This window comes from Rhizobium centroccidentale, from assembly GCF_030182565.1.
Lineage (GTDB): Bacteria > Pseudomonadota > Alphaproteobacteria > Rhizobiales > Rhizobiaceae > Rhizobium.
The window spans coordinates 237,337-258,475 of sequence record NZ_JAQJCG010000006.1 but is presented as its reverse complement, the minus strand read 5'-3'; the positions used below and the strand labels follow the sequence as shown (position 1 = coordinate 258,475).

Sequence of the window (21,139 nt, the reverse complement as noted above, 5' to 3'; positions counted from 1 at the left end):
CCTTATGGATTTACGATGCCTGGTTGCCGGTCTTCGGATCGAGGATGAGCTTTGGCGCGTCACCCTTGGACCAGTCGAACATGGTGTTCAGCGAGCCCGAGAGCACATCGAAGGAACCGCCGCCGAGACGGGCGCCGGCCATCCAGTTGTCTTCGATGAAACGCATGACGGAGGTCTGGTCGGTCAGCGTATGGTCGACGAAGTTGACCTTGGCATAGGGCGAGATGACGAGCAGCGGCTGGCGTGTGCCATAACCGCAACGTCCCTGCGCCGGCAGGCCGTTGACACCAGGCAGGGCAGTACCGGTGGAACAGCTGTCGCCGTTCAGGACGTCGTAGCCCTTGACCGGGAGCTTCGACGGATTGACGACAGCGTGGGCATGGTCATACCAGCCGTCGGAATCGTCGTAGAGGATAATGACGGCGGTGTCCTTCCAATCCGGCGAATTCTGAACGGTGTTGACCACCTCAGTTACGAATTCCTGTTCGTCGAGCGGGTCGGAATATCCGGCATGGCCGTCCTGATAGGCGGGCGCCTTCAGGAAGCTGATCGTCGGCATGTTGCCGTTCTTCAGTGCCGCATAGAAGTCGGTCACGTCGTACTGGTGATTTGCCGCATCGGTCGTGCCGATGGCTGCCACGGAAGACGGGCGTGCATGCGTCGGGTTGGCGGTCGAGGCATAATATTGGAACGGCTGGTGATGCGGAATGTAGTCGCTGTAGTTGACCTTGGTGACGGTCGACGTGGTCGCGCGCTTGCAGCCCGTCGTGCCGTCCGGGTTGGTTAGCGAGAGGTCGAAGCCGCCTTCGAAGAAGCCCCAGGTGATCTTGTGCTCGTTCAGCATGTCGCCAATGTTCTTGCCATACATCAGTGCCGTCTGCCCGACCGAGCAGACGTCGCCGGTCGGATCGAAGTCGCTGATCGCGGTCCAGCCGCCATTGCCGTCGGGCACGATGCGGCCCTTGGAATAGGTGCCGTCACTTTCCAGCGTATAGCCGGGCGGCAGGATGGCGCCATTGGTCTGACCGGAAATCAGGTTCAGCGCGCCGGGGGTCGAGGGGCCGAAATTGGTGGAGAAGGAATTGTCGTTCAGCGCATAGTGCTGGGCATAATTCCAAAGGGCCGTGACGGTGTTGCCGTCATAATAGCCCATGACCTGGCCCTTGGTTCCGAATGCGCCAGCGGCACCCTTGGTGCCACGGCCGGTATTGGCTGGGAAAAGGTCCATGGCGAAGTTGTTGTAGGCGGCCTGTTCGGCGGTATAGCCATGGTTCTGTGACTGGGTTGCCGCCTGCGTACGATCGAGCCGGAAGGGGGCTGCCGCATCGGCGCCGTTTGCCGTGTTGGTCTTGTTCGGATTGGTATCGAGAAGGCCGGCATTGGCGAGCGTGTTGATATCTGTCGGCGTGTTGTCGGCCGCCTTGAATGCCGGCTCGCCGTCGACATTCGCGGCTTTGGGGTAGGTCGCGAAATAATGGTCGAAGGAGACGTTTTCCTGGAAGATCACGACAAGATGCTTGATGGGGGTCGCGGTATTCGGAGCCGGGTTTAGGTCAGCGGCACCGGAGGCGGAACAGAGCAAAACAAGGCCAAGCGCGCTGCCGGCGACAAGGGCGGCGCGACGTGAAAGACGGGTCATCATCATATCCTCTTCGAGTGGGGGCATTGCTCCGGCGCATTTGCGCCACGCCGAGCTTAGAGAACCCTTTCGAGCTATCAATGGAGTATGACAGTTCCATGAAGGGCGCGGACAGGCGATTGCGTCATTGATATGGCATCTCCGGCAAGCACTTGATTCTGCTGTGCTGGATGCAGAACGGTACGAGACGCCTGTCCGGAGCGTTTACAGTGCTACCTTATGTCACGGACTGCCAGCGGGGTGTTTCCTCACCCTCCTCGTGCTTCGACACGGCCCTTGGGCTTCCTCAGCATGAGGTAGCCACAGTCCTTCATTCAGGTGAAATCAGATATTCTGGTCCATCGTCTCGGCCGGGATCTCGTCGGCCCGGTGAATACGGACGACCACAGCCGGGACGCCTGCAACGGTGCAATGCGGCGGCACGGGCTTCACCACGACGCTGCCGGCGGCAACCTTGCTGAAGGCGCCGACTTCGATATTGCCGAGGATCTTGGCGCCGGCGCCGATCATCACGCCGTGGCGGATCTTCGGGTGACGGTCGCCGCTTTCCTTGCCGGTGCCGCCGAGCGTGACGTTCTGCAGGATGGAGACCTCATCTTCGATGACGGCAGTCTCGCCGATGACGATGCCGGAGCCATGGTCGAGCATGATCGAGGTGCCGATCTTCGCCGCCGGATGGATATCCGGGCCGAAGACGAGCGAGACGAGATTGGAGAGCCAGCTCGCAATTTCCTTGCGGCCTTCCGTCCAGAGCGCATGGGCGATGCGGTGCGTCTGTAAGGCGTGGAAGCCCTTCAGATTGAGAAGCGCGTGCAGGTAGGTGGTGCAGGCGGGGTCGCGGGTTCGCACCGCGACGAGGTCCGCTTCGGTTGCCCGCAGGATGGCGGGATATCGCGCCAACACGTCGGACAGCAGCGAAAGCATGTCACCATGCTCGATCCTGACGACGCAGAGCCGGGCGGCCAGCACGTTGGCAAGGCTTTTGGCATTGGAGCTTCCGGCAAGCAATTGCGCCTGCAGCAGCGGTGCAAGCGTCGGCTCGCGCGCCGCCAGTTCGGCGGCTTCGCAGCGGGTCACGTCCCAGACGTTTTCGGCTAGGGCAGGAGAATTTTCGGCGATTGCCGTTCCTGACTGAGGCATGATCCTGTCTTTCTGCATCTCATTGTTTTCACGCAATTCCGGACGGAAAACCGCTGCGCACTTTTCCTGGAATTGCTTTAACCGGAGATATCCACAACACCGCAATCGCCGGCTTCGGAGGCGAAGGCGAGTAGCTTGCCGGACTTGCTCCAGCTCATCGATGTGATCGCACCCTTGCCCGGCCGGCGCAAGAGCGCTTCCTTGGCGTCACCGATGCGCACCGCCAGTATCATACCATCGATGAAACCGATGGCGAGAATATCCTCGACGGGGTGGAATTTCACTGAAGTTGCCATGATGTTGGCGCGGGTGCCGAGCTCCAGCGGCGCTTTGCCCATCGGGCCGTCCTTGCCCTGGAAGGGCCAGACGATCGCGGCCGGTGCGCCCGACGAGGCAAGCCATTTGCCCTTGTTGGACCAGGAGAGCGACTTCACCTTGGCGGGATAGCCGGTCATGCGCATATGGCGGGCCTCAGTGCCGGGCTTCGTATCCAGCTTCCAGCCGTGCAGCGCATTTTCCTGCATGGTCGTGACGATGAACTGACCATCCGGCGAGAAGGTGACGCTCGTGTGGGCGCCCTTCCATTCCAGATTGACCGGCTGGGCGCTCATGCCGACCCAGTGCAGGGATACGCCGTTATAGCGGGCAACCGCAATGCGCAGGCCCTTGGGAGCGAAGGCGATGCCTTCGACGGTGCGTTCTTCCGGAAACTCTTTCGTCGTCCCGTCGGAGAGCCGCACGAAAGTGCTCTTGCCATAGGAGTAGGCGACGGCGCCCTGCGGACCGGCGGCAAGCTGGCTGATCCATTTGCGTGGCGCTTCGGCCAGTACCGTCGTGCTGCCGTCGGATGCGATCCGCAGGACCTTGCCATCCTCGCCGCCCGAAATCAGGCTCTCGCTATGGGGGTCGCGGATGCAGGTCAGCATCCCATGATGAGCTTCGGTGATCTTCTCGCCGCCTTCCAGGCGGTGGATCGCGCCGGCGGCGCTGGCGAAGATTGGGGTGTCACCTAAAAATTCGACAGCCAGAACGTGGCCGTCGATATCAAGCGGAGCGACAGTCGGCATCAGGCGGACGCCTCGCACGCCTTGAAGCTGACTTCCAGCTTTTCGCGGTCGAGCTCGCGGCCGATGAACACCAGGCGGCTTTCATGCTTCTCGCCGTCCTTCCAGGGGCGCTGATGATCGCCTTCGATGATCATGTGCACGCCCTGGACGACGTAGCGTTCCGGATCATCCTTGAAAGCGATGATGCCCTTGAGACGGAGGATATTCGGGCCTTGCGTCTGCGTGACCTTCTGAACCCAGGGGAAGAAGCGCTCCGGGTTCATTTCGCCGCCGCGCAGCGAAACGGACTGCACGGTCACGTCGTGGATCGGCGACGGGGCGTGGTGGTGATGGTCGTGATCGTGGTGGTGATGATCATGATCATGGTCATGATGATGGTGGTGATCGTGATCATGGTCGTGATGGTGATGATCGCAATCCGGGCCGCAGACGTGATCCTCGTGGCCGTGCTCGAGGAAATGTGGATCGTTTTCCAGTGCGCGTTCCAGGTTGAAGGCGCCCTGGTTCAGCACGCGCGCAAGCTCGACGCCGGAGCGGGTCGTCTTATAGACGCGGGCAGCCGGGTTGATGGCGCGCACGATATCTTCGATCTGAGCCAGCTCTTCCGGAGAGACGAGATCGGACTTGTTGATGACGACGACGTCGGCAAAGGCGATCTGGTCTTCAGCCTCGCGGCTGTCCTTGAGGCGCAGCGGCAGGTGCTTGGCGTCGACGAGTGCTACGACGGCGTCGAGTTCGGTCTTGGCGCGGACATCGTCGTCCATGAAGAAGGTCTGGGCGACAGGAACCGGATCGGCAAGGCCGGTGGTTTCGACGATGATACCGTCAAAGCGGCCAGGGCGGCGCATCAGGCCTTCGACGACGCGGATCAGGTCGCCGCGCACGGTGCAGCAGACGCAGCCATTGTTCATTTCGTAGATTTCTTCGTCCGACTCGACGATGAGGTCGTTGTCGATGCCGATCTCACCGAATTCGTTGACGATGACGGCGTATTTCTTGCCGTGATTTTCGGAAAGAATGCGATTGAGCAGCGTCGTCTTGCCGGCGCCGAGATAGCCGGTGAGAACGGTGACGGGAACGGGCTTTTGCGTGGCTGTTTCGGTCATGGGAGCCTCGAAATATGGAAGGTTGCCCCGGGGAGCAGACATTGGTCGGCTTCCATATAAGGAGTTGGAGACGCCAGTTCAAAGGCTTTTATATGTTATAAGATCACATTGGATTGCGGAGAGGCGGTTTGGCGGCGTGCTCATGACAGCATCGACATGTCGAAGCTGTCTATATCTTCCAGCAGCTCGATGAGGCCCTTGACTGCATGTGCGATCAGCCGCTCGCCTTTTTGCGCCGTGGCCACGGCCGCGTTGCCGGCCACACCCTGGCTGCTCAGATCGGCCATTTTCCAGCCGAAGGCGTGAGGTCCATAGGCGCGCAGATGCTTGAAGCCCTTGATGAACTCCGATTGCCGTGACGGGAAGTTTGCCGCTTTCGGCATGTCAACCTTTTCCGGATGGAGGGCGAGCATGACCGATGTCTCGATATCGCCGCCATGAATGTCGATGGCTTTGTCATCCGGCGCAATCAGCCCGTCCGGTACGCCGAAACGTGTCCAGCTGGTTGCGACCGCCAGCATGTTGAAGCGCACGCGCGCTTCCGTCGCGACTATGGTCATCAGCGGCGAGTTGCCGCCATGGGCATTCAGCATGACGAATTTGCGGATGCCGAGATTGTTCATCTGCTCGGCAATGCCGAGCCACCGCCGAACAGCTTCGTCGAAAGCCAGCGTCCGGGTACCGGTTACATCCATATGCTCGATCGAATAGCCCACCGGCTCGACGGCGAGAAACGTGACCGGGAGGTTTGCCGGCAAGGCAACCTTGAGACGCGAGACGATTCCTTCCGCGATGAGCGCGTCGGTTTCGAACGGCAAATGCGGGCCGTGTTGCTCATAGGCGCCAAGTGGCAGTACGGCGATCCATTTTCTTCGCTCTTCGAGCGTCAATGTTTCATCATTGTCATCGAAACATGGCAAAGGATGCGCCATCTGAGGATGTACCTCTTGTTTATGTCAGTAACCTGCGCAATGTCATAGCGTGATGACTTAGCGGCGAAAAGGTCAACGGAATCACGATGGGCAAAAAGAACAAGGTCGGGAAGAAAAGTAAGTCAGGTAAGAAGAAGGATCACCGGGACTACACGCTTGCCGATCTGTCGCCGGCCTTGACGCAGGCGGCGCGGTCCATGCGCACGGTGATGACGCGCAGCCTGACGGCGAGCGGCCTCTATGCCGGACAGGACGGTGTCATTCTTGCGCTCGCGGCAAGCGATGGTCTTCCGGCCGGTACACTGGCCCAAAAGCTCGGCGTCAAGGCGCCGACGATGACGCGTACGATCGGGCGCATGGAGGCGCAAGGCTTCGTCGAACGGCGGCCGGATGCCGACGATGCCCGCCTGACCAAGGTTTATCTGACCGAAGCAGGGCGAAACAGCGTCGGCGAAATCGAAAGTTCGGCGGCAAGCTGCGATGAGCTTGCGACCCGCGGCTTCTCGGAAAAAGATATCCGCTCGCTCGTGCGCCTGCTCAAGACGATCGAGCACAATCTCCAAGCCGGAGATGACGATGAGGATGAAGACGAATTCTGAGAATCCTCAAGAATTCGTGTTGCGCAGCGTGATTAAAGCTTTTAATTAAAGATTTTAAATTCCGGAATCGTAAAACGAACGGGATATGTTACGGCTGCGTTTCACGGGAGGGCGCGCGTGGCGCAAAAGATAAAGCTTTCTACAATTGCGGAAACGCTGGGCATTTCAACGGCAACGGTATCTCTGGCCTTACGCGACAGCCCACTGGTTGCGGTTAATACACGAGAAAAGATCAAGGACCAGGCCCGTGCGCTGGGCTATATCTACAATCGCCGCGCGGCGAGCCTGAGGACATCGCGATCGGGCATCATCGGCGTCGTCGTTCATGACATCATGAACCCCTTCTACGGAGAAATCCTGAAGGCGATCGAAAGCGAGCTCGACCGCAGCCGCCATACCTTCATCCTCTCCAATCACTATGATTCGGTCGAAAAGCAGCGAACCTTCATCGAGACGCTGCTGCAGCTCGGCGGCGACGGCGTCATCATGTCGCCGGCGATCGGCACGCCGCCGGAGGATTTCGAACTGGCGGAAGAAAACGGCATGCCGGCCATCCTCGTCGCGCGACAGATCGAAGCGCTGGATCTGCCGACCTTTCGCGGCGACGACAGCTACGGCATCTCGCTTGCGACCAACCACCTGATCAGCCTCGGTCACCGCTCCATTGCCATGATCGGCGGCACCGATCAGACCTCGACAGGGCGCGACCGCTATCAGGGCTATGTGAACGCGCTGCGCAAGGCGGGCATAGAAGTCGATCCCAATCTGCGTATTCCCGGCGCCCGCTCCAAGCAGGGCGGCTTCGAGGCGGCAGTGCATTTCCTGTCGCTGCCGCAGAAGCCGACGGCGGCTGTCTGCTGGAACGATCTGGTCGCCATCGGTCTCATGAACGGCATTTCACGCGCCGGCCTCGTTCCCGGGGGGGACATTTCCGTCACCGGCTATGACGATCTGGAAGAGGCGGCGATCGCAACGCCGGCGCTGACCACCGTCTGGAACGGTCAAGCCGAGGTCGGAAGGCTTGCAGCGCGCGCGCTTTTGGATAGGCTGGCGGGAAGCCATGAGCCGGATGGTATCCATCTGATCAAGCCGGAAATGCGCATCCGCCAATCGACGGCGCCTTATAAAGCTCGCTAGCAGCGGTTCGGCGCCGAACCGTATCTCAAAAGGAAAGATCCATGTCCGATAGTCGCATCGCCGTCCTCGTTCCGGGGAAGATACACCCGCGCGTCCTCGAAAGACTCGGTAAGCAGTTCGATATCGTTTCGGTCGAACGCGACGGCGGCCCGAAGGTCGATGCGGAAACCGCAGCCCGCATTCGCGGCGTTGCCGTTGCGGGTGGCTTCGATGCCGGCTGGATCGATGCCTTTCCCAAGCTCGAAGTCATTGCCAATTTCGGCGTCGGCTATGACGGCATCGACGTCAAGCACGCTGCCTCCAAGGGCATCGTCGTCACCAATACGCCTGATGTCCTGAATGCTGAGGTTGCTGATACCGCGATCGCCCTGCTGCTGAACACGCTGCGGCAGTTTCCCAAGGCTGAAAGCTGGCTGCGCGAGGGACGCTGGGTCAAGGAAGGGGCTTTTCCGCTCTCGCCCTTTTCGATGAAGGGACGCCGCATCGGCATCAATGGTCTCGGCCGCATCGGCCTGGAGATCGCGAGGAGGCTGGAGCCGTTCAAGGTGAAGATCGGCTATCATACCCGCTCGCCCCGCGACTCCCTGCCTTACGATTACTACCCGACGCTGAAGGAGATGGCGCAGTCGGTGGATACGCTGATTTCCATCGTGCCGAAGACGCCTGAGACGCACAAGGTCATCAATGCGGACATCCTCTCGGCGCTTGGGCCGCAAGGTGTGTTTATCAATGTCGGCCGCGGCTGGTCCGTCGATGACGACGCGCTGATAACCGCCCTCGGCAACGGCACGCTGGGCGCAGCCGGTCTCGACGTCTTCTACGACGAACCGAATGTCCCCACAGGATATCTCTCGCTGCCCAATGTTTCGCTGCTGCCGCATGTGGCCTCGGCCTCGGTGCCGACGCGCGATGCCATGGCCGATCTCGTCGCCGACAACATCATCGAATGGTTCGCCAGGGGTGAGCCTGTGACGCCGGTGCCGGAAACGCCGGTCAAGCCGTGAGGCTGATCAGACGGCTTTTTGCGGATACGGAGCGACCGCAGGCCGCTCCTTGCTGGCAGCATAGTCGCGCACGGCATCGCCGAAGGCGGTGAAAAGCTTCAGCGACGGCGAATCCGTTTCCGCCCAATATTCCGGATGCCATTGTACGCCGACGGCAAAGGCCTTCGCACCGATAACGGAGACGGCCTCGATCGTGCCGTCCTCGGCCAGTGCCTCCACCTGCAGTCCCGGCGCCGTATCGGCGATCGCCTGGCGATGCAGCGAATTCACACGCACTTCACCCGGTCCGACGGCACGGGCGATACAGGAGCCTTCCTTGACGAAGACGCTCTGCCGGATGGAATACATCGTATCGCGATCGACATTCGGCGGCTTGCGGTGATCCCAGATGCCCGGCTGGTCCTGGATTTCGCTGGCGAGCGTGCCACCAAGGGCAACGTTCAGCTCCTGAATGCCGCGGCAGATGGCGAGCATCGGAATGGCGCGATCGATCGCGCGGCGAATGAGCGGCAGCGATGTCGCGTCACGCGCCGGGTCGAAGGGGCCGTCGCTGTCCCTTGCCTCTTTTCCATAGAGGGATGGATGCACATTGGTCGCCGAACCGGAAACGAGCAACCCGTCGACGCGGTCCAGAATGGCGTCCGCATCGTTGCCGTCCTCCAGCGCGGGAACGATCAGCGCCATCAATCCCGAAGCCTTCACGGCAGCGCGTACATATTGCAGCTGCACCGCATGCCAGCTGGTGCCATCGAACTCGCGGATATCGGCGGGAATGGCGATGATCGGTCTGGGCATGCAAGGCTCCGAAGGCTGCAGACGTTTGTTCATTGGACCTCTGGACGATCTTGATGTCGATCCGAGGGCGACTTGCGCCTTACGAACTTACGCGAATACGGCCTGGCCGGCAACGCGCAGAGGTTTTCCCAAGGCTTTGTTTCGGCTCGTTACGCCGATGTACAGGAATCGCCATAATGCGGTGCAAGAGCAAACTTGAAAGACCGGGTGCGGCATGGTTAGTTCCATCGCTTGCGCCGTGACGGGGAACGCGCCGTTCCCCAGCAATGCCGTCCGTATGGGAGAATTCGATGGATCGCCGTTCCTTCATCAGGCGGGCAGGAGCTGTTGGCGCAGGTGCTGCCGCTTCCGCGCTTGCGAGCCCGGCCCTTGCCCAGGAATATCCGAAGATCACCTGGAAGATGACCTCTTCCTTTCCCAAGAGCCTGGATACGATCTATGGCGGCGCGGAAGATATTGCCGCGCATGTTTCCGACGCGACCAACGGCAATTTCGTCATCCAGACCTATGAGGCCGGTGAGATCGTTCCCGGTGCACAGGCAGCCGATGCGGTCAGCGCCGGCGCCGTCGATGCCGCGCACACCTGCTCCTATTATTTCTGGCAAAAGGATCCGACCTATGCCATCGGCACGGCGCTGCCGTTCGGCCTCAATGCCCGGCTGACCAATGCCTGGTTCTACCAGGGCAATGGCAACAAGTTAATGAACGAATTCTATGCCACGCAGGGCATCTTAGGGCTTCCCGCAGGCAACACCGGTGCGCAGATGGGTGGCTGGTTTCGCAAGGAAATCAATACGCTCGACGATCTCAAGGGTCTGAAAATGCGCATCGCCGGCCTGGCCGGGAAGGTGATCGAGAAGATCGGCGTCGTGCCGCAGCAGGATATTCCGGTCAACGGTGTCTATGACGCGCTAAATAAGGGTACGGTCGACGCGGCCGAATGGGTCGGCCCCTATGACGACTTGAAACTCGGCCTGCAGAAGATCGCCAAATACTATTATTATCCCGGCTGGTGGGAAGGTGGCGCCGTGGTGCATGCCTTCTTCAATCTGGAAAAATGGAACGCCTTGCCGAAGAACTATCAGGCAATTCTCGGCGACGCCTGTGCCTTCGCCAATACCAATATGCTGGCAAAATACGACGTCAAAAATCCCCAGGCGCTGAAGGATATCGTGCAGCAGGGGGTGACGCTCAGACCTTTCAGCCAGGAGATCATGGAGGCCTGCTTCCAGGCAGCGAGCGCGCTTTATGCCGATCTCTCCAAGTCAAACGATTATTTCAAGCGCATTTATGAGGATCAGGTCGCCTATAAGAAGGATGCCTATCTTTGGATGCAGCTTTCCGAGTATACTTTCGATACTTTCATGATGATCCAGCAGCGGGCGGGCAAGCTGTAATCGTATTTCATAAGTCTTTGTCGATATATTGTTTTCTTTATTAGTGCTTTAAATATTATATCCACCTCAATGGGAGCCGGGAATCATTGGGCCAGTGCAGTTCTGATCATAATCCCGCTTCAACTTAAGCTGCCGCTTTGATTGGAAAATCTGTCCGAATGTGCTCTGTTCGGGCAAGTAAATTTTAAAGGGTTTCCACTAGGGTGTCCGCCGCATCAGGGGAAGTCTGAATGAAGCCTCCAAGCCCGGACACCGTGCCGACGGATATTTATCTGTCGTTCGTCAGTTCGCTTTTCGGAAATCGCAAAACGCTCATCACGGGCGTGTTCGTTCACATCCTGACATATACCCTCGTTTTCCTGAGCACGCATGCCGGCATCTATCTGGTCTTTTGCGTGGCGTTTGCGGTTGTCTTTGGCTTACGCATCCATTTGTTCCAGCTGTTCGACGCCGCGGACAAGAATGATCTTACGCGCGCCGATATTGCCGGGTGGGAAACGCGCTATGTAATCGGCGCGGCGGCGACGGCGGCCATCCTCGGCATCGGCAGCAGCTATGCCATCCTCATTCTGCGCGATCCGCTGGCGGAATTCATCTGCGTCGCCGTCACCATGGCGTCGATGGTGTCGATCGTCGGCCGCAACTATGGTTCGCCGCGGGCGGTGGATCTTCAGATTCTCGCCTGCTGCGTGCCGATCATCATTGCCTGCCTGCTGTTGCAGCAGCCTTACAAGGCAATAGCCTCCCTCATGCTCATTCCGTTTGGACTGACGACGCGCGCAATGGCGAATGGCATGCGCGAATTTCTTTACCGGAACATCATCGCTTCGCGCGAGATATCGCTGATGGCCGACAGGTTCGACACTGCGCTGAACAGCATGACGCACGGGCTGTTCATGCTGGATGCCCAGAACCGCATTCTGGTCGTCAATCGCAAGGCATGCGAGCTCCTCAATTTTGCCGATCCGCAGCGGCTCAAGGACTGCGAATTCGATGTCGTTCTACGCTACGGCGCCCGCCACGCTTTCATCGACGGATCGCTGCCCGGGCTCATCCAGCGGCAGCTGGCACAGCTCGTCAGCGGCACGCTGTCGCGAACGCTCATCCAATTCAACGAGGATCAGTTCCTGGAATTTTCGGCCAGCCGCCGTGCGGATGGGATCGTGATTCTGATTTTCGAAGACGTGACGGTGCGTATTCGAGCGGAGCGCAAGATCCTGCATATGGTGCGCTACGATCCTTTGACGGGGCTCCCGAATCGCGAATATTTCCTGGATCTGGTCAAGGAGAGGCTGGCTGGGCGCAAACGGGAAAGCCGCATCGGCATTCTGGTTCTCGATATCGATGACTTCAAACACGTCAACGATACCAAGGGACATGTTGCCGGGGACCGCCTGCTGGTCGCCATAGCCGAGCGCCTGAAGCAGCTTGCCGGCACCACAGCAATTGCCGCTCGTCTTGTGGGCGATCAATTCGTGCTGTTCATTCCGAATGAAGACGATGCCCCGGATATCAATGCCGGTATCCATAACTTGCATGCGGCAATGGCCGGCACCTACAACGTGGAGGACAGCAGTTTCCGGATTTCCGTCAGCGGCGGATATCTCACCATGTCCAGCCGTGAGTTTCGCCCGGAGGAGTGGCAGATCAAGGTCGATCTCGCGCTCTTCGACGCCAAATCGCGGCTGAAGGGCGGCTGCAGTGCCTTCGAGCAGGAGATGGACGCGCGCTATGTCGAGCGGCAGAAGCTGAAGGATGATTTGCGCGAGGCGGTGGAAACCGGCAGGCTTCAGGCCGTCTATCAGCCGATGTTCACGCCGGATGGCTCCCGGATCGAATGCTGCGAGGCGCTTGCACGCTGGATTCATCCGGAAAAGGGCTCGATCCCGCCCGATCTTTTCGTGCAGGTTGCCGAGGAGATGGGCATCGTTGCCGGCATCACCCGCTTCATGGTCGACCAGGCCTGCAAGGACTGCGCTTCATGGCCTGCGCCGCTCGCGGTCTCTGTCAATCTCTCGGCACAGGATCTGCGCAATGGCGAGATTGTCAAAATCGTCATGGCGGCGCTTGATACGTCAGGATTGGAGCCATCCCGCCTGCATCTCGAGGTTACTGAAAGTTGCCTGATGGATGAGGTGGCGACCGTTCGCTCCATCCTCGCCGATCTGCGCGCCAAAGGCATCACCATTGCGATCGACGATTTCGGAACGGGATTTTCCAGCCTCAGCTATCTCGATACGCTGCCTGTGGATGTCGTGAAGATCGATCGGTCTTTCGTTCGTGACATCACGACGGATAGCCGCCGTTTCAAGCTGCTATGCGGTATCGTCGATCTTTCCCGCGCGCTCAGCCTTCATATCGTGATCGAAGGTGTCGAGACGCTGGAGCAGCTGGCATTGGTCGTCGAGCGGAACCTGGCTGATATCATCCAAGGCTATGTATTTTCGCCTCCGGTGCCGCAGGAGCAGGTTGTCGAGAGGGTGGCCAGTCTTAGCCGGCGGCAGTTGGGCGCCGGCAGAATCCTGCCGTCTGATGTCGCGACCTAGCCGGCGTCGTCGTTTTGATGCGGGCGTATTCGAAATCCATCGGCGATTCCGCCAGCCTACACCCGCCTGCGACCTTCTCGTGCATTGCATTTTTCCTCGCTTTGTGTAACCCCTCGGTGGAGGAAATTGGTTGCGGTATCCGTTGCGGGCTACCACAACTTTTGAGGACGAGCTCCAGCTGGCAATTATATTGTCTGTCGGCGGAGAGGATCGAGGGGAGAATTCTGAATGGCCGAACATCATACTGGACCCGCCGAAGTGGGTGCTCCCATGGACTACAAGGAGCATGAGAAGACCTATAATCTTTTCATCTCGGGAGCCAAGGTCGGGTCTGCGATCGTTGCCGCATTGTTGATCGCCATGGCGGCCGGTTTCTTTGGTCATGCCGGTTTCCTCGGCGGCGTCCTGATATTCATCGTTCTGACCATCGCCAGCGTCGTCCTGTTGCGCTGATATTGCAGCGCTGACCGACGCCGGGCCGATCGCCCGCGCTTTCCCATGATTCTGCAGGCTACAGCGCCGCCGCATTCAGGAGCGGCGCCGTCTGATGCGAGGTGTCGTCGTTGAGCAATCTGGTTTTCGTGGCCAAGGAAAGCGTGGCGGAGGAGACGCGTGTTGCGGCTTCCGTCGAGACGGTAAAGAAGATGAAGAACCTGGGTTTCGATGTGGTGATCGAAGCCGGTGCGGGGACTTTATCGCGCATTCCGGATACCGAATACGAAGCCATCGGCGCCCGGATCGGTTCCATCAAGGATGCGAAGGCGGCGGATGTCATCCTCAAGGTCAGACGCCCGACGAGCAAGGAGATCTCCGGCTATAAGAGCGGCGCGATCGTCATCGCCATCATGGATCCCTATGGCAACGAGGCTGCTCTTGCCGAGATGGCGCGTGCAGGGCTGACAAGCTTCGCCATGGAACTGATGCCGCGCATCACCCGCGCGCAGTCGATGGACGTGCTGTCGTCGCAGGCCAATCTTGCAGGATATCAAGCCGTGATCGAGGCTGCTGCGGTCTATGACCGGGCACTGCCGATGATGATGACGGCGGCGGGCACGGTGCCGGCGGCAAAGGTCTTCGTCATGGGCGCTGGCGTTGCCGGGTTGCAGGCGATCGCGACCGCACGGCGTTTGGGGGCGCTCGTTTCGGCGACGGACGTGCGGCCGGCCGCAAAGGAGCAGGTCGCTTCGCTCGGCGCGAAATTCGTCGCGGTCGAGGACGAAGAGTTCAAGGCGGCGGAGACTGCCGGCGGCTATGCCAAGGAAATGTCGAAAGAGTATCAGGCAAAGCAGGCGGCGCTCGTCGCCGATCACATCGCCAAGCAGGATATCGTCATCACCACGGCGCTCATTCCGGGGCGACCGGCGCCGCGCCTTGTCGGGCGCGACATGCTGAAGGCGATGCGCCCCGGCGCCGTGGCCGTCGATCTCGCGGTCGAACGCGGCGGCAATATCGAGGGGGCCGAATACGGCAAGATCGCCGATGTCGAGGGTGTCAAGGTGGTCGGATATCCCAACATGGCCGGGCGGATCGCGGCCAGCGCCTCTGCTCTCTATGCCAAGAATCTCATCACCTTCCTGGAGACGATGGTCGACAAGGATACGAAGAGCCTCGCCCTCAACCGCACCGATGAGCTGATCAAGGCGACGATGCTGACCGACGGCGGCGAGGTCGTGAACCCGAATTTCGTCGATCCCGACCAGCCGACGATCAAGAAGGGAGATCTCTGAGATGGCCAGCCAAGCAATGGACCAGGCACTCCAGCAACTGAATGATGCCGTTGCCGCCGTTACGAGCGCCGCTGCACAGGCGCCCGAGGTTGCCAGTGCCGCAACCGGTGGAGCGATCGATCCTTTCGTCTTTCAGCTTGCCATCTTCGTGCTGGCGATCTTCGTCGGCTATTATGTCGTCTGGTCGGTGACGCCGGCCCTGCATACGCCGCTGATGGCGGTCACGAACGCCATCTCCTCGGTCATCGTCGTCGGTGCGCTGCTGGCCGTGGGCATTTCGGCGAGCGGCCTTGCCACGGGCTTCGGCTTCGTGGCGCTGGTTCTCGTCTCGGTCAATATCGTCGGCGGCTTCCTTGTCACCCAGCGCATGCTGGCGATGTACAAGAAGAAGGACAAGTGAGGGCGGCATGCTGAGCAATATCGCGGCTTTCCTTTATCTCGTCTCCGGTGTTCTGTTCATCCTGGCTCTGCGTGGCCTGTCGCATCCGGCCACCAGCCGACGCGGTAATCTCTACGGCATGGTCGGCATGGGCATTGCCATTGCCACAACGCTGGTGCTGGCGACGCCATCCTTCGGCGGTTTCGTGCTAATCATCCTCGGCCTTGCTATCGGCGGCGGAGCGGGTGCCTATATTGCGCGCGTCATTCCGATGACCTCGATGCCGCAGCTTGTCGCAGGCTTTCATTCGCTAGTCGGTCTGGCGGCCGTCCTCGTAGCGGCTTCGGCGCTCTATACACCGTCCTCTTTCGGCATCGGCGAAATTGGCCATATCCATACGGAAGCCCGTATCGAGATGGCGATCGGTGTCGCGATCGGCGCGCTCACCTTCACCGGTTCGATCATCGCCTTCCTGAAGCTCGACGGACGTATGTCCGGCAAGCCGATCCTGCTGCCGAACCGCCATGTCATCAATGCCGCTTTGCTTGTGCTGATCGTGGTCTCCATCATCAGCCTGGCGGCGAACGAGAGTCATCTTGCCTTCTGGGCGATCGTCGCGCTGTCGTTACTTCTCGGTGTGCTGCTGATCGTACCGATCGGCGGCGCCGACATGCCCGTCGTTGTGTCGATGCTGAATTCCTATTCCGGCTGGGCTGCTGCCGGCATCGGCTTCACGCTCGGCAATCTCGCGCTCATCATCACCGGCGCGCTTGTCGGGTCTTCGGGTGCGATCCTGTCCTACATCATGTGCAAGGGCATGAACCGCTCCTTCATCTCGGTCATTCTCGGCGGTTTCGGCGGCGAGACGGCCTCGGGCGGAGCCGACAATTCCGACAAGACCGTGAAGCTCGGTTCGGCCGAGGACGCTGCCTATCTGATGGCCAATGCCTCCAAGGTCATCATCGTGCCCGGCTATGGCATGGCGGTTGCGCAGGCCCAGCATGCGCTGCGTGAAATGGCCGACAGGCTGAAGGCGCATGGCGTCGATGTGAAATATGCCATCCACCCCGTTGCCGGCCGCATGCCCGGCCATATGAACGTGCTGCTCGCCGAGGCCAATGTACCCTATGACGAGGTGTTCGAGCTCGAGGACATCAATTCGGAATTCGCCCAGGCCGATGTTGCCTATGTCATCGGCGCCAACGATGTTTCCAATCCAGCGGCGCGCGACGACAAGACGTCGCCGATCTATGGCATGCCGATCCTCGACGTCGACAAGGCGAAAACCTGCCTCTTCGTCAAGCGTTCGCTCGGCTCCGGCTATGCCGGCATCGACAACACGCTTTTCTACAAGGACGGCACGATGATGCTGCTCGGCGATGCGAAGAAAGTGACCGAAGAAATCGTCAAGGCGATGAACGAGTAGGCTACCGCCGCCGCGCCCGCAAGAGCAGTGTTTCCGTTCTCAGAGCAATTCCGCTTTTCTTCGAATCGCGAAAACGCTCTATCTTCTTGTTTTTACGCCGTTCCGGACGCAAAACCGCTTCGCACTTTTGCTGGAACTGCTCTCAGTTCCTTTGACGTTCCATCATGCTGCGTGGTGCGGTCAGTATCCAGACGAGGCCAGCCGGACGGAAATCGACCTCGACATGGCCGCTGAAGGATGCCGCGGCATGGGTTTTCGTGACGGTGGTGCCGAAGCCGGTATCGCTCGGCGGCTTGACCGGCGGACCGCCACTTTCGGTCCAGACGAAGCGAATCTTGGTGCCGGTTTCAGCGGCTTCGTTCGTCCATTCGATGGTGATCCTGCCCTCCGGCGCGGACAGCGCGCCATATTTGACCGAATTGGTGGCAAGCTCGTGCAGGACCAGGCCGAGATTCTGCACCGCCTCTGGCTTCAGCAGGAAGTCATTGCCGAGAACGTCGAGCTGCTGAGGTGCCTGTAGGAAAGTCGCGAGATGGATGTCGATCACGCGGCGAAGCGACACGCCGGACCATTGTTCGCTGGTCAGCACCTCGATCGAACGCGCCAGGCCTTCCAGCCGGTCGGCGACCGCTCGCTGGAAGGTATCGACGCTGTCGGTCTGCCGCGCGAGCTGGCGCGTCATTGCCTGCGCGAGCGCCAGGAGATTCTTGGTGCGGTGGACGAGCTCGTGCATGACGAAATGCAACCGGTCCTCGGTAACGCTGCGGTCGAAGGATGCGTTGGATAGCGCGACAGCTACCTGATTTGCCTCGATGACGCTGGTGTCGACCGGCGCCACGATCTCGCCGCGGCCCATGCGCTCCGCCATATCGGCAATATCCTGTATGGTGGTGCGCACTTGACGGGCCAGGGCATAGACGGCAATCAGCGCAACCAACAGCAGCGTCACACCGCCATAGATCAGAAAGCGCCAGGTGCTCATCAGCGAAGCCTGCGCAGAGGCGATCGGACCCCAGACGACGGCCTTCCAGGACCAGCCTGAGATTTGCGCGTAACCGAGCACTGCGTTCGGCAGGACCTTGTCATCCTGATAGACGCCGCTGGATGCAATCAGTTTCGGCAGGATGTTCTTATTGAATGCGTCGCCCGGGGCGAGGGTCGTTGGGCCACCGGCGGCAACGACATGGCCGGATTTGTCCAGAACGGCGGCAGACCAGCCGGGTGGCAGGGCTTCCGTCGTCACGAGCTTGGCGAGCTCGTCGGCATCCTGTGTTACCGCCAAAGCGGCGCCGGCCGGCGAATGTTCGAGGGGCAGGGTGACGTTATAGACCCAGCGGCGGGCGGTCGAGCCTATGAAGACATCGGATGCCTCGATGCGGCCGGAATCCAGTGCCGATTGAAGCGCGGCGATGTTGCCGGTCTTGCCGAGTGGCTTGCCGAGCGGCCAGCGTGTATTCAGCCGGAGCTGGCCATCCTTTTCCATAAGCAGCACGAAAAGCGAATCGGTGCGCAATACCGTTTCCGTGCGGGCGAAGAAGGTGGCGATGTCGTTGCGCTCAAGTTCCGGCGAGGAGGACAGGAGGCGCAACGTCGTCGCCATGTCCTGCAATTGGCGATCGATGACGCGCGAGAGCGCCTGCGCATCCTGAACCGTGTCACCCTTCAGAGCATCGCGTTCATTATTCTCGAGTTGGACCAGAAGCAGCGCGACGAAGGCGAGAATAGGCAAGGCAATCGCCAGGGCTATGGCGATCAGATAGGCACCAATCGACGCTTTCGGGAAATGCGGCTTCCTCATGGGGCGATCAACCGATCGTGCCTCCATAAGGGTCCGACGCGCTGGCAAACGCGAAGAGAATGGTATTGGTCATCATGCCAAGCGCCCCCGTGCCCAGATCATCGAGCTACATGCTCGTGAAGCGCCATGTTAGGGCTGGGTAATTTTCCTTGCAACATCTGAAAAGTCATTATTGCGAAATCGTAAGCGATCTCGGATATTTACGACTGTGGCAATGCATCCCTGAAGTTGCGGTGACAGGCCTTGTGTCCGAGCTAGGCAAAGCGTGAGAGGCGGAAGGGTGTTAGCTCGGGAGCTTCGCCGCCATCGACGATTTCCTGCGCGGCGAGGAGGCCGACGAGCGGCGCCAGCGTGACGCCGGAGTGGAGAACTGCGAGGTAGAGGCCAGGTGCCGCGCCGACACCACCCAGAATCGGAAAGCCGTCTTTCGGTGTTGGGCGATAGCCGATGGTGTAGAAATCAAGCTCCAGCATCTCGCCGCCCTTCAATGTCTTTTTGACCCTGGCGAAAAGATCGTCGGCTGCTGCTTGCGGATTACTGCCGGGATCGGTGCCGCCGAAGTCACCGCCGGCGATGATTCTCCCCTCCGCCGTCTGGCGCAAATGCAGTTCCGGCGCCATCACCAGACCATTCAGCATTTTCTGCACGGGGCGGGAATGGACGATAAGCCCTGGAGGCCTTTCCAGCGGCACGAGAATATCCGCCGAGGCCGCAAGCGCTGGCGTGCCCGCACCGGCGGCCAGAACGACATGATCGGCGCGCATCGGCCCTTCGCTCGTTTCGATACCGATAATCCGCTCGCCTTCTCTGAGCAGGCCCCTGACCTCGACGCCAAATGATAGGCTCGCGCCCTGACGGCGGGCGTCCTCCAGAAGCAGCTTGGTGGCGACAACAGGTTCGACGGCGCCTTCCTCGGCAACATGCAGGGCATAATCCGGCGGATTGGCGAGGTTCGGTTCGATCATCGCGCTCGTCGCTTGGTTGACCGGCTGTATGCCATAGCCCCAGCCATGATGCTGAGCCGCATAGGCGTCGAGCTCTGCTTCGGGCAGATCCCAGGATAGGCCGCCGCACCAGGACAAGGGAAGATCAGGTAGGTCGTCTTGTAGCCGCGACCATTCGGCCATCGATCGGTGGCGGAGCTGGAAATAGAATTCCGGATTGCCCCAGCTCGCATTGATCCAGGCGAAGGAGTTCGGAGTTGCAACGCCGCCGGTCTGCTGAGCGACCACCGTCACGGATGCGCCCTTGCGACTGAGATGCCAGGCGATGGAGGCACCGATGATTCCGGCACCGACGACGATGACTTTTTGCGGGGAGGGCATGTCTTTGTCTCGCTTGAATGGGTGAGCCGAGACTACAGCATGTCGCGCAAAGTGCGCAGCGGTTTTGCGATAACGACATGCACAAAGTCAAAGACCTAAAGCGCCTGACGCGAATTTGAAGGATCGCGATGCGCTTTCGGCCTTTGCCGAGGCAAAGAAAAGCCGCCGGGCAGGGCTTGCCGGCGGCTGAACATCCTGTTTCGCTATGCTCCTATATTCAGGAGCCGGCGCCGACACGTGCCAGACCATCTCTGGCGGGCTGGTAGTTCGGATCGAGATTGACCGCGTGCTGATAGGAGCGACGCGCTTTCGCCTTGTCGCCCTTGCGCTCGTAGACGAAGGCCTGGTTTGCCCAGGATTCGGCGAGCTTGTTGTTCAGCTCGATCGCATGGTTGAAATCGGCAAACGCGTTGTCGTCGTCGTTCTGCGCGAGATAGGAGATGCCGCGGCTGTTGTAAGGCTCCGGCGAATTCGGCGAGAGTGAGATCGCCTTGGAGAAATCGTCGATCGCCTTATCCTGCTGATTGCGCTTCTGGTAGATCACGCCGCGGCCGTTATAGGCACGGCCGTCCGTGGTGCCGAGGCTGATAGCCTTCGAATAATCATTGAAGGCATCGTTATCGCGACCGGCCTGGCGGTAGAGATTGCCGCGGCCGATATAGGCGACATCGTAATTGCCGTTGATCTGCAGCGCCGCGTTGTAGTCCGCGACCGCTTCCGGCAGCTTGCCCATGTTGCGGTAGATGAGCGCGCGGTTGGCATAGGCCTGATAGAACTTCGGATTGAGCTGGATCGCCTGATTGAAGTCGGCAAGGGCGCGGTTGAAATCACCGCCGCGGCCATAGGCTGTGCCGCGCACATTGTAGCCTTCCGGATCCTGCGGATTGGCATTGATGACTGACGTCAGCGAAGCGATATTTTCGGACGAGCCCTGCGCCTTGTCGATCTGGATCACATTATCGGTCGTAGCCGTCTGGCAGCCGGAAAGGCTGATTGCGGCAAGTATCGCCAAAGCAGGCAGCACCGCGGCGCGCTTCGAAACGAATAAGGAGAGGTTCGAAGTGCGGAACTTTACGGAAGTCGTCATTGCCATTATCGGGTTCGCTTTCCCCATGCGTCATA

General features: G+C 60.0%; 18 protein-coding genes. 9 read left to right on the top strand and 9 right to left on the bottom strand.

What is annotated here, in order from left to right:
- Positions 1–10: 10 nt before the first annotated feature.
- The 5 genes from PH562_RS11235 to PH562_RS11215 form a co-directional block, all read right to left on the bottom strand.
- Entirely contained in the window at positions 11–1,639 is a 1,629-nt protein-coding gene (locus PH562_RS11235) for a phospholipase C (RefSeq protein WP_285173030.1), read from the bottom strand.
- A 324-nt stretch (positions 1,640–1,963) separates the two neighbouring features.
- On the bottom strand, positions 1,964–2,779 hold the full coding sequence (gene cysE, locus PH562_RS11230) for a serine O-acetyltransferase (protein ID WP_285173028.1): 816 nt from the start codon (positions 2,777–2,779) through the stop codon (positions 1,964–1,966).
- Positions 2,780–2,856: 77 nt separating this feature from the next.
- Complete coding sequence (locus PH562_RS11225) at positions 2,857–3,846, bottom strand: WD40 repeat domain-containing protein (protein WP_285173027.1); 990 nt, start codon at positions 3,844–3,846, stop codon at positions 2,857–2,859.
- Complete coding sequence (locus tag PH562_RS11220) at positions 3,846–4,952, bottom strand: CobW family GTP-binding protein (protein WP_285173026.1); 1,107 nt, start codon at positions 4,950–4,952, stop codon at positions 3,846–3,848. The genes PH562_RS11225 and PH562_RS11220 overlap by 1 nt, the downstream gene beginning before the upstream one ends.
- A gap of 140 nt (positions 4,953–5,092) precedes the next feature.
- Positions 5,093–5,884 (bottom strand): creatininase family protein, encoded by a 792-nt coding sequence (locus PH562_RS11215; RefSeq protein WP_285173024.1) that lies wholly within the window; start codon positions 5,882–5,884, stop codon positions 5,093–5,095.
- Positions 5,885–5,970: 86 nt separating this feature from the next.
- Here PH562_RS11215 and PH562_RS11210 point away from each other — a divergent pair, with 86 nt between their 5' ends.
- The 3 genes from PH562_RS11210 (at position 5,971) to PH562_RS11200 (ending at position 8,624) form a co-directional block, all read left to right on the top strand.
- The gene (locus PH562_RS11210; RefSeq protein ID WP_285173023.1) at positions 5,971–6,483 is read left to right on the top strand and encodes a MarR family winged helix-turn-helix transcriptional regulator; all 513 of its coding nucleotides are present in this window, start codon (positions 5,971–5,973) and stop codon (positions 6,481–6,483) included.
- A gap of 117 nt (positions 6,484–6,600) precedes the next feature.
- Positions 6,601–7,620: a LacI family DNA-binding transcriptional regulator gene (locus PH562_RS11205; RefSeq protein ID WP_113230801.1), complete on the top strand. Its 1,020-nt coding sequence runs from the start codon at positions 6,601–6,603 to the stop codon at positions 7,618–7,620.
- A gap of 41 nt (positions 7,621–7,661) precedes the next feature.
- The gene (locus PH562_RS11200; RefSeq protein WP_285173020.1) at positions 7,662–8,624 is read left to right on the top strand and encodes a 2-hydroxyacid dehydrogenase; all 963 of its coding nucleotides are present in this window, start codon (positions 7,662–7,664) and stop codon (positions 8,622–8,624) included.
- 6 nt (positions 8,625–8,630) lie between these two features.
- On the opposite strand, the gene PH562_RS11195 is transcribed toward PH562_RS11200, so the two are convergent.
- Positions 8,631–9,419: a gamma-glutamyl-gamma-aminobutyrate hydrolase family protein gene (locus PH562_RS11195; protein ID WP_285173019.1), complete on the bottom strand. Its 789-nt coding sequence runs from the start codon at positions 9,417–9,419 to the stop codon at positions 8,631–8,633.
- A 290-nt stretch (positions 9,420–9,709) separates the two neighbouring features.
- On the opposite strand from PH562_RS11195, the gene PH562_RS11190 reads away from it, so the two are divergent.
- The 6 genes from PH562_RS11190 (at position 9,710) to PH562_RS11165 (ending at position 16,894) form a co-directional block, all read left to right on the top strand.
- Positions 9,710–10,816, top strand: a complete 1,107-nt coding sequence (locus PH562_RS11190) for a TRAP transporter substrate-binding protein (protein ID WP_285173017.1) — start codon at positions 9,710–9,712, stop codon at positions 10,814–10,816.
- A 230-nt stretch (positions 10,817–11,046) separates the two neighbouring features.
- A complete protein-coding gene (locus PH562_RS11185; RefSeq protein ID WP_285173016.1) occupies positions 11,047–13,362 on the top strand; it encodes a putative bifunctional diguanylate cyclase/phosphodiesterase in 2,316 nt (771 codons plus the stop codon).
- Positions 13,363–13,590: 228 nt separating this feature from the next.
- Positions 13,591–13,815 carry an aa3-type cytochrome c oxidase subunit IV gene (locus PH562_RS11180; protein ID WP_041677669.1) on the top strand — a complete coding sequence of 75 codons (225 nt, stop codon included), beginning with the start codon at positions 13,591–13,593 and terminating at the stop codon, positions 13,813–13,815.
- A 110-nt stretch (positions 13,816–13,925) separates the two neighbouring features.
- Entirely contained in the window at positions 13,926–15,089 is a 1,164-nt protein-coding gene (locus PH562_RS11175; RefSeq protein WP_285173012.1) for a Re/Si-specific NAD(P)(+) transhydrogenase subunit alpha, read from the top strand.
- A gap of 1 nt (position 15,090) precedes the next feature.
- Positions 15,091–15,489, top strand: coding sequence for an NAD(P) transhydrogenase subunit alpha part 2 (locus tag PH562_RS11170; protein ID WP_285173011.1), 399 nt, complete (start codon positions 15,091–15,093; stop codon positions 15,487–15,489).
- A 10-nt stretch (positions 15,490–15,499) separates the two neighbouring features.
- Positions 15,500–16,894 carry an NAD(P)(+) transhydrogenase (Re/Si-specific) subunit beta gene (locus tag PH562_RS11165; protein WP_285173043.1) on the top strand — a complete coding sequence of 465 codons (1,395 nt, stop codon included), beginning with the start codon at positions 15,500–15,502 and terminating at the stop codon, positions 16,892–16,894.
- A gap of 142 nt (positions 16,895–17,036) precedes the next feature.
- Here PH562_RS11165 and PH562_RS11160 read toward each other — a convergent pair whose 3' ends face one another.
- The 3 genes from PH562_RS11160 to PH562_RS11150 form a co-directional block, all read right to left on the bottom strand.
- Positions 17,037–18,692, bottom strand: coding sequence for a sensor histidine kinase (locus PH562_RS11160; protein ID WP_113230794.1), 1,656 nt, complete (start codon positions 18,690–18,692; stop codon positions 17,037–17,039).
- A 254-nt stretch (positions 18,693–18,946) separates the two neighbouring features.
- The gene (locus PH562_RS11155) at positions 18,947–20,017 is read right to left on the bottom strand and encodes an NAD(P)/FAD-dependent oxidoreductase (protein WP_285173010.1); all 1,071 of its coding nucleotides are present in this window, start codon (positions 20,015–20,017) and stop codon (positions 18,947–18,949) included.
- A gap of 217 nt (positions 20,018–20,234) precedes the next feature.
- On the bottom strand, positions 20,235–21,110 hold the full coding sequence (locus tag PH562_RS11150) for a tetratricopeptide repeat protein (protein WP_285173008.1): 876 nt from the start codon (positions 21,108–21,110) through the stop codon (positions 20,235–20,237).
- Positions 21,111–21,139: the final 29 nt, after the last annotated feature.

Excerpts from the sequence above, each read along its gene's own strand:
- PH562_RS11235 (WP_285173030.1), bottom strand. The coding sequence starts at position 1,639 with ATGACCCGTCTTTCACGTCGCGCCGCCCTTGTCGCCGGCAGCGCGCTT.
- PH562_RS11170 (WP_285173011.1), top strand. The coding sequence starts at position 15,091 with ATGGCCAGCCAAGCAATGGACCAGGCACTCCAGCAACTGAATGATGCC.
- PH562_RS11180 (WP_041677669.1), top strand. The coding sequence starts at position 13,591 with ATGGCCGAACATCATACTGGACCCGCCGAAGTGGGTGCTCCCATGGAC.
- PH562_RS11160 (WP_113230794.1), bottom strand. The coding sequence starts at position 18,692 with ATGAGGAAGCCGCATTTCCCGAAAGCGTCGATTGGTGCCTATCTGATC.
- PH562_RS11190 (WP_285173017.1), top strand. The coding sequence starts at position 9,710 with ATGGATCGCCGTTCCTTCATCAGGCGGGCAGGAGCTGTTGGCGCAGGT.
- PH562_RS11200 (WP_285173020.1), top strand. The coding sequence starts at position 7,662 with ATGTCCGATAGTCGCATCGCCGTCCTCGTTCCGGGGAAGATACACCCG.
- cysE (WP_285173028.1), bottom strand. The coding sequence starts at position 2,779 with ATGCCTCAGTCAGGAACGGCAATCGCCGAAAATTCTCCTGCCCTAGCC.
- PH562_RS11215 (WP_285173024.1), bottom strand. The coding sequence starts at position 5,884 with ATGGCGCATCCTTTGCCATGTTTCGATGACAATGATGAAACATTGACG.
- PH562_RS11195 (WP_285173019.1), bottom strand. The coding sequence starts at position 9,419 with ATGCCCAGACCGATCATCGCCATTCCCGCCGATATCCGCGAGTTCGAT.
- PH562_RS11155 (WP_285173010.1), bottom strand. The coding sequence starts at position 20,017 with ATGCCCTCCCCGCAAAAAGTCATCGTCGTCGGTGCCGGAATCATCGGT.
- PH562_RS11150 (WP_285173008.1), bottom strand. The coding sequence starts at position 21,110 with ATGGCAATGACGACTTCCGTAAAGTTCCGCACTTCGAACCTCTCCTTA.
- PH562_RS11210 (WP_285173023.1), top strand. The coding sequence starts at position 5,971 with ATGGGCAAAAAGAACAAGGTCGGGAAGAAAAGTAAGTCAGGTAAGAAG.
- PH562_RS11225 (WP_285173027.1), bottom strand. The coding sequence starts at position 3,846 with ATGCCGACTGTCGCTCCGCTTGATATCGACGGCCACGTTCTGGCTGTC.
- PH562_RS11220 (WP_285173026.1), bottom strand. The coding sequence starts at position 4,952 with ATGACCGAAACAGCCACGCAAAAGCCCGTTCCCGTCACCGTTCTCACC.
- PH562_RS11185 (WP_285173016.1), top strand. The coding sequence starts at position 11,047 with ATGAAGCCTCCAAGCCCGGACACCGTGCCGACGGATATTTATCTGTCG.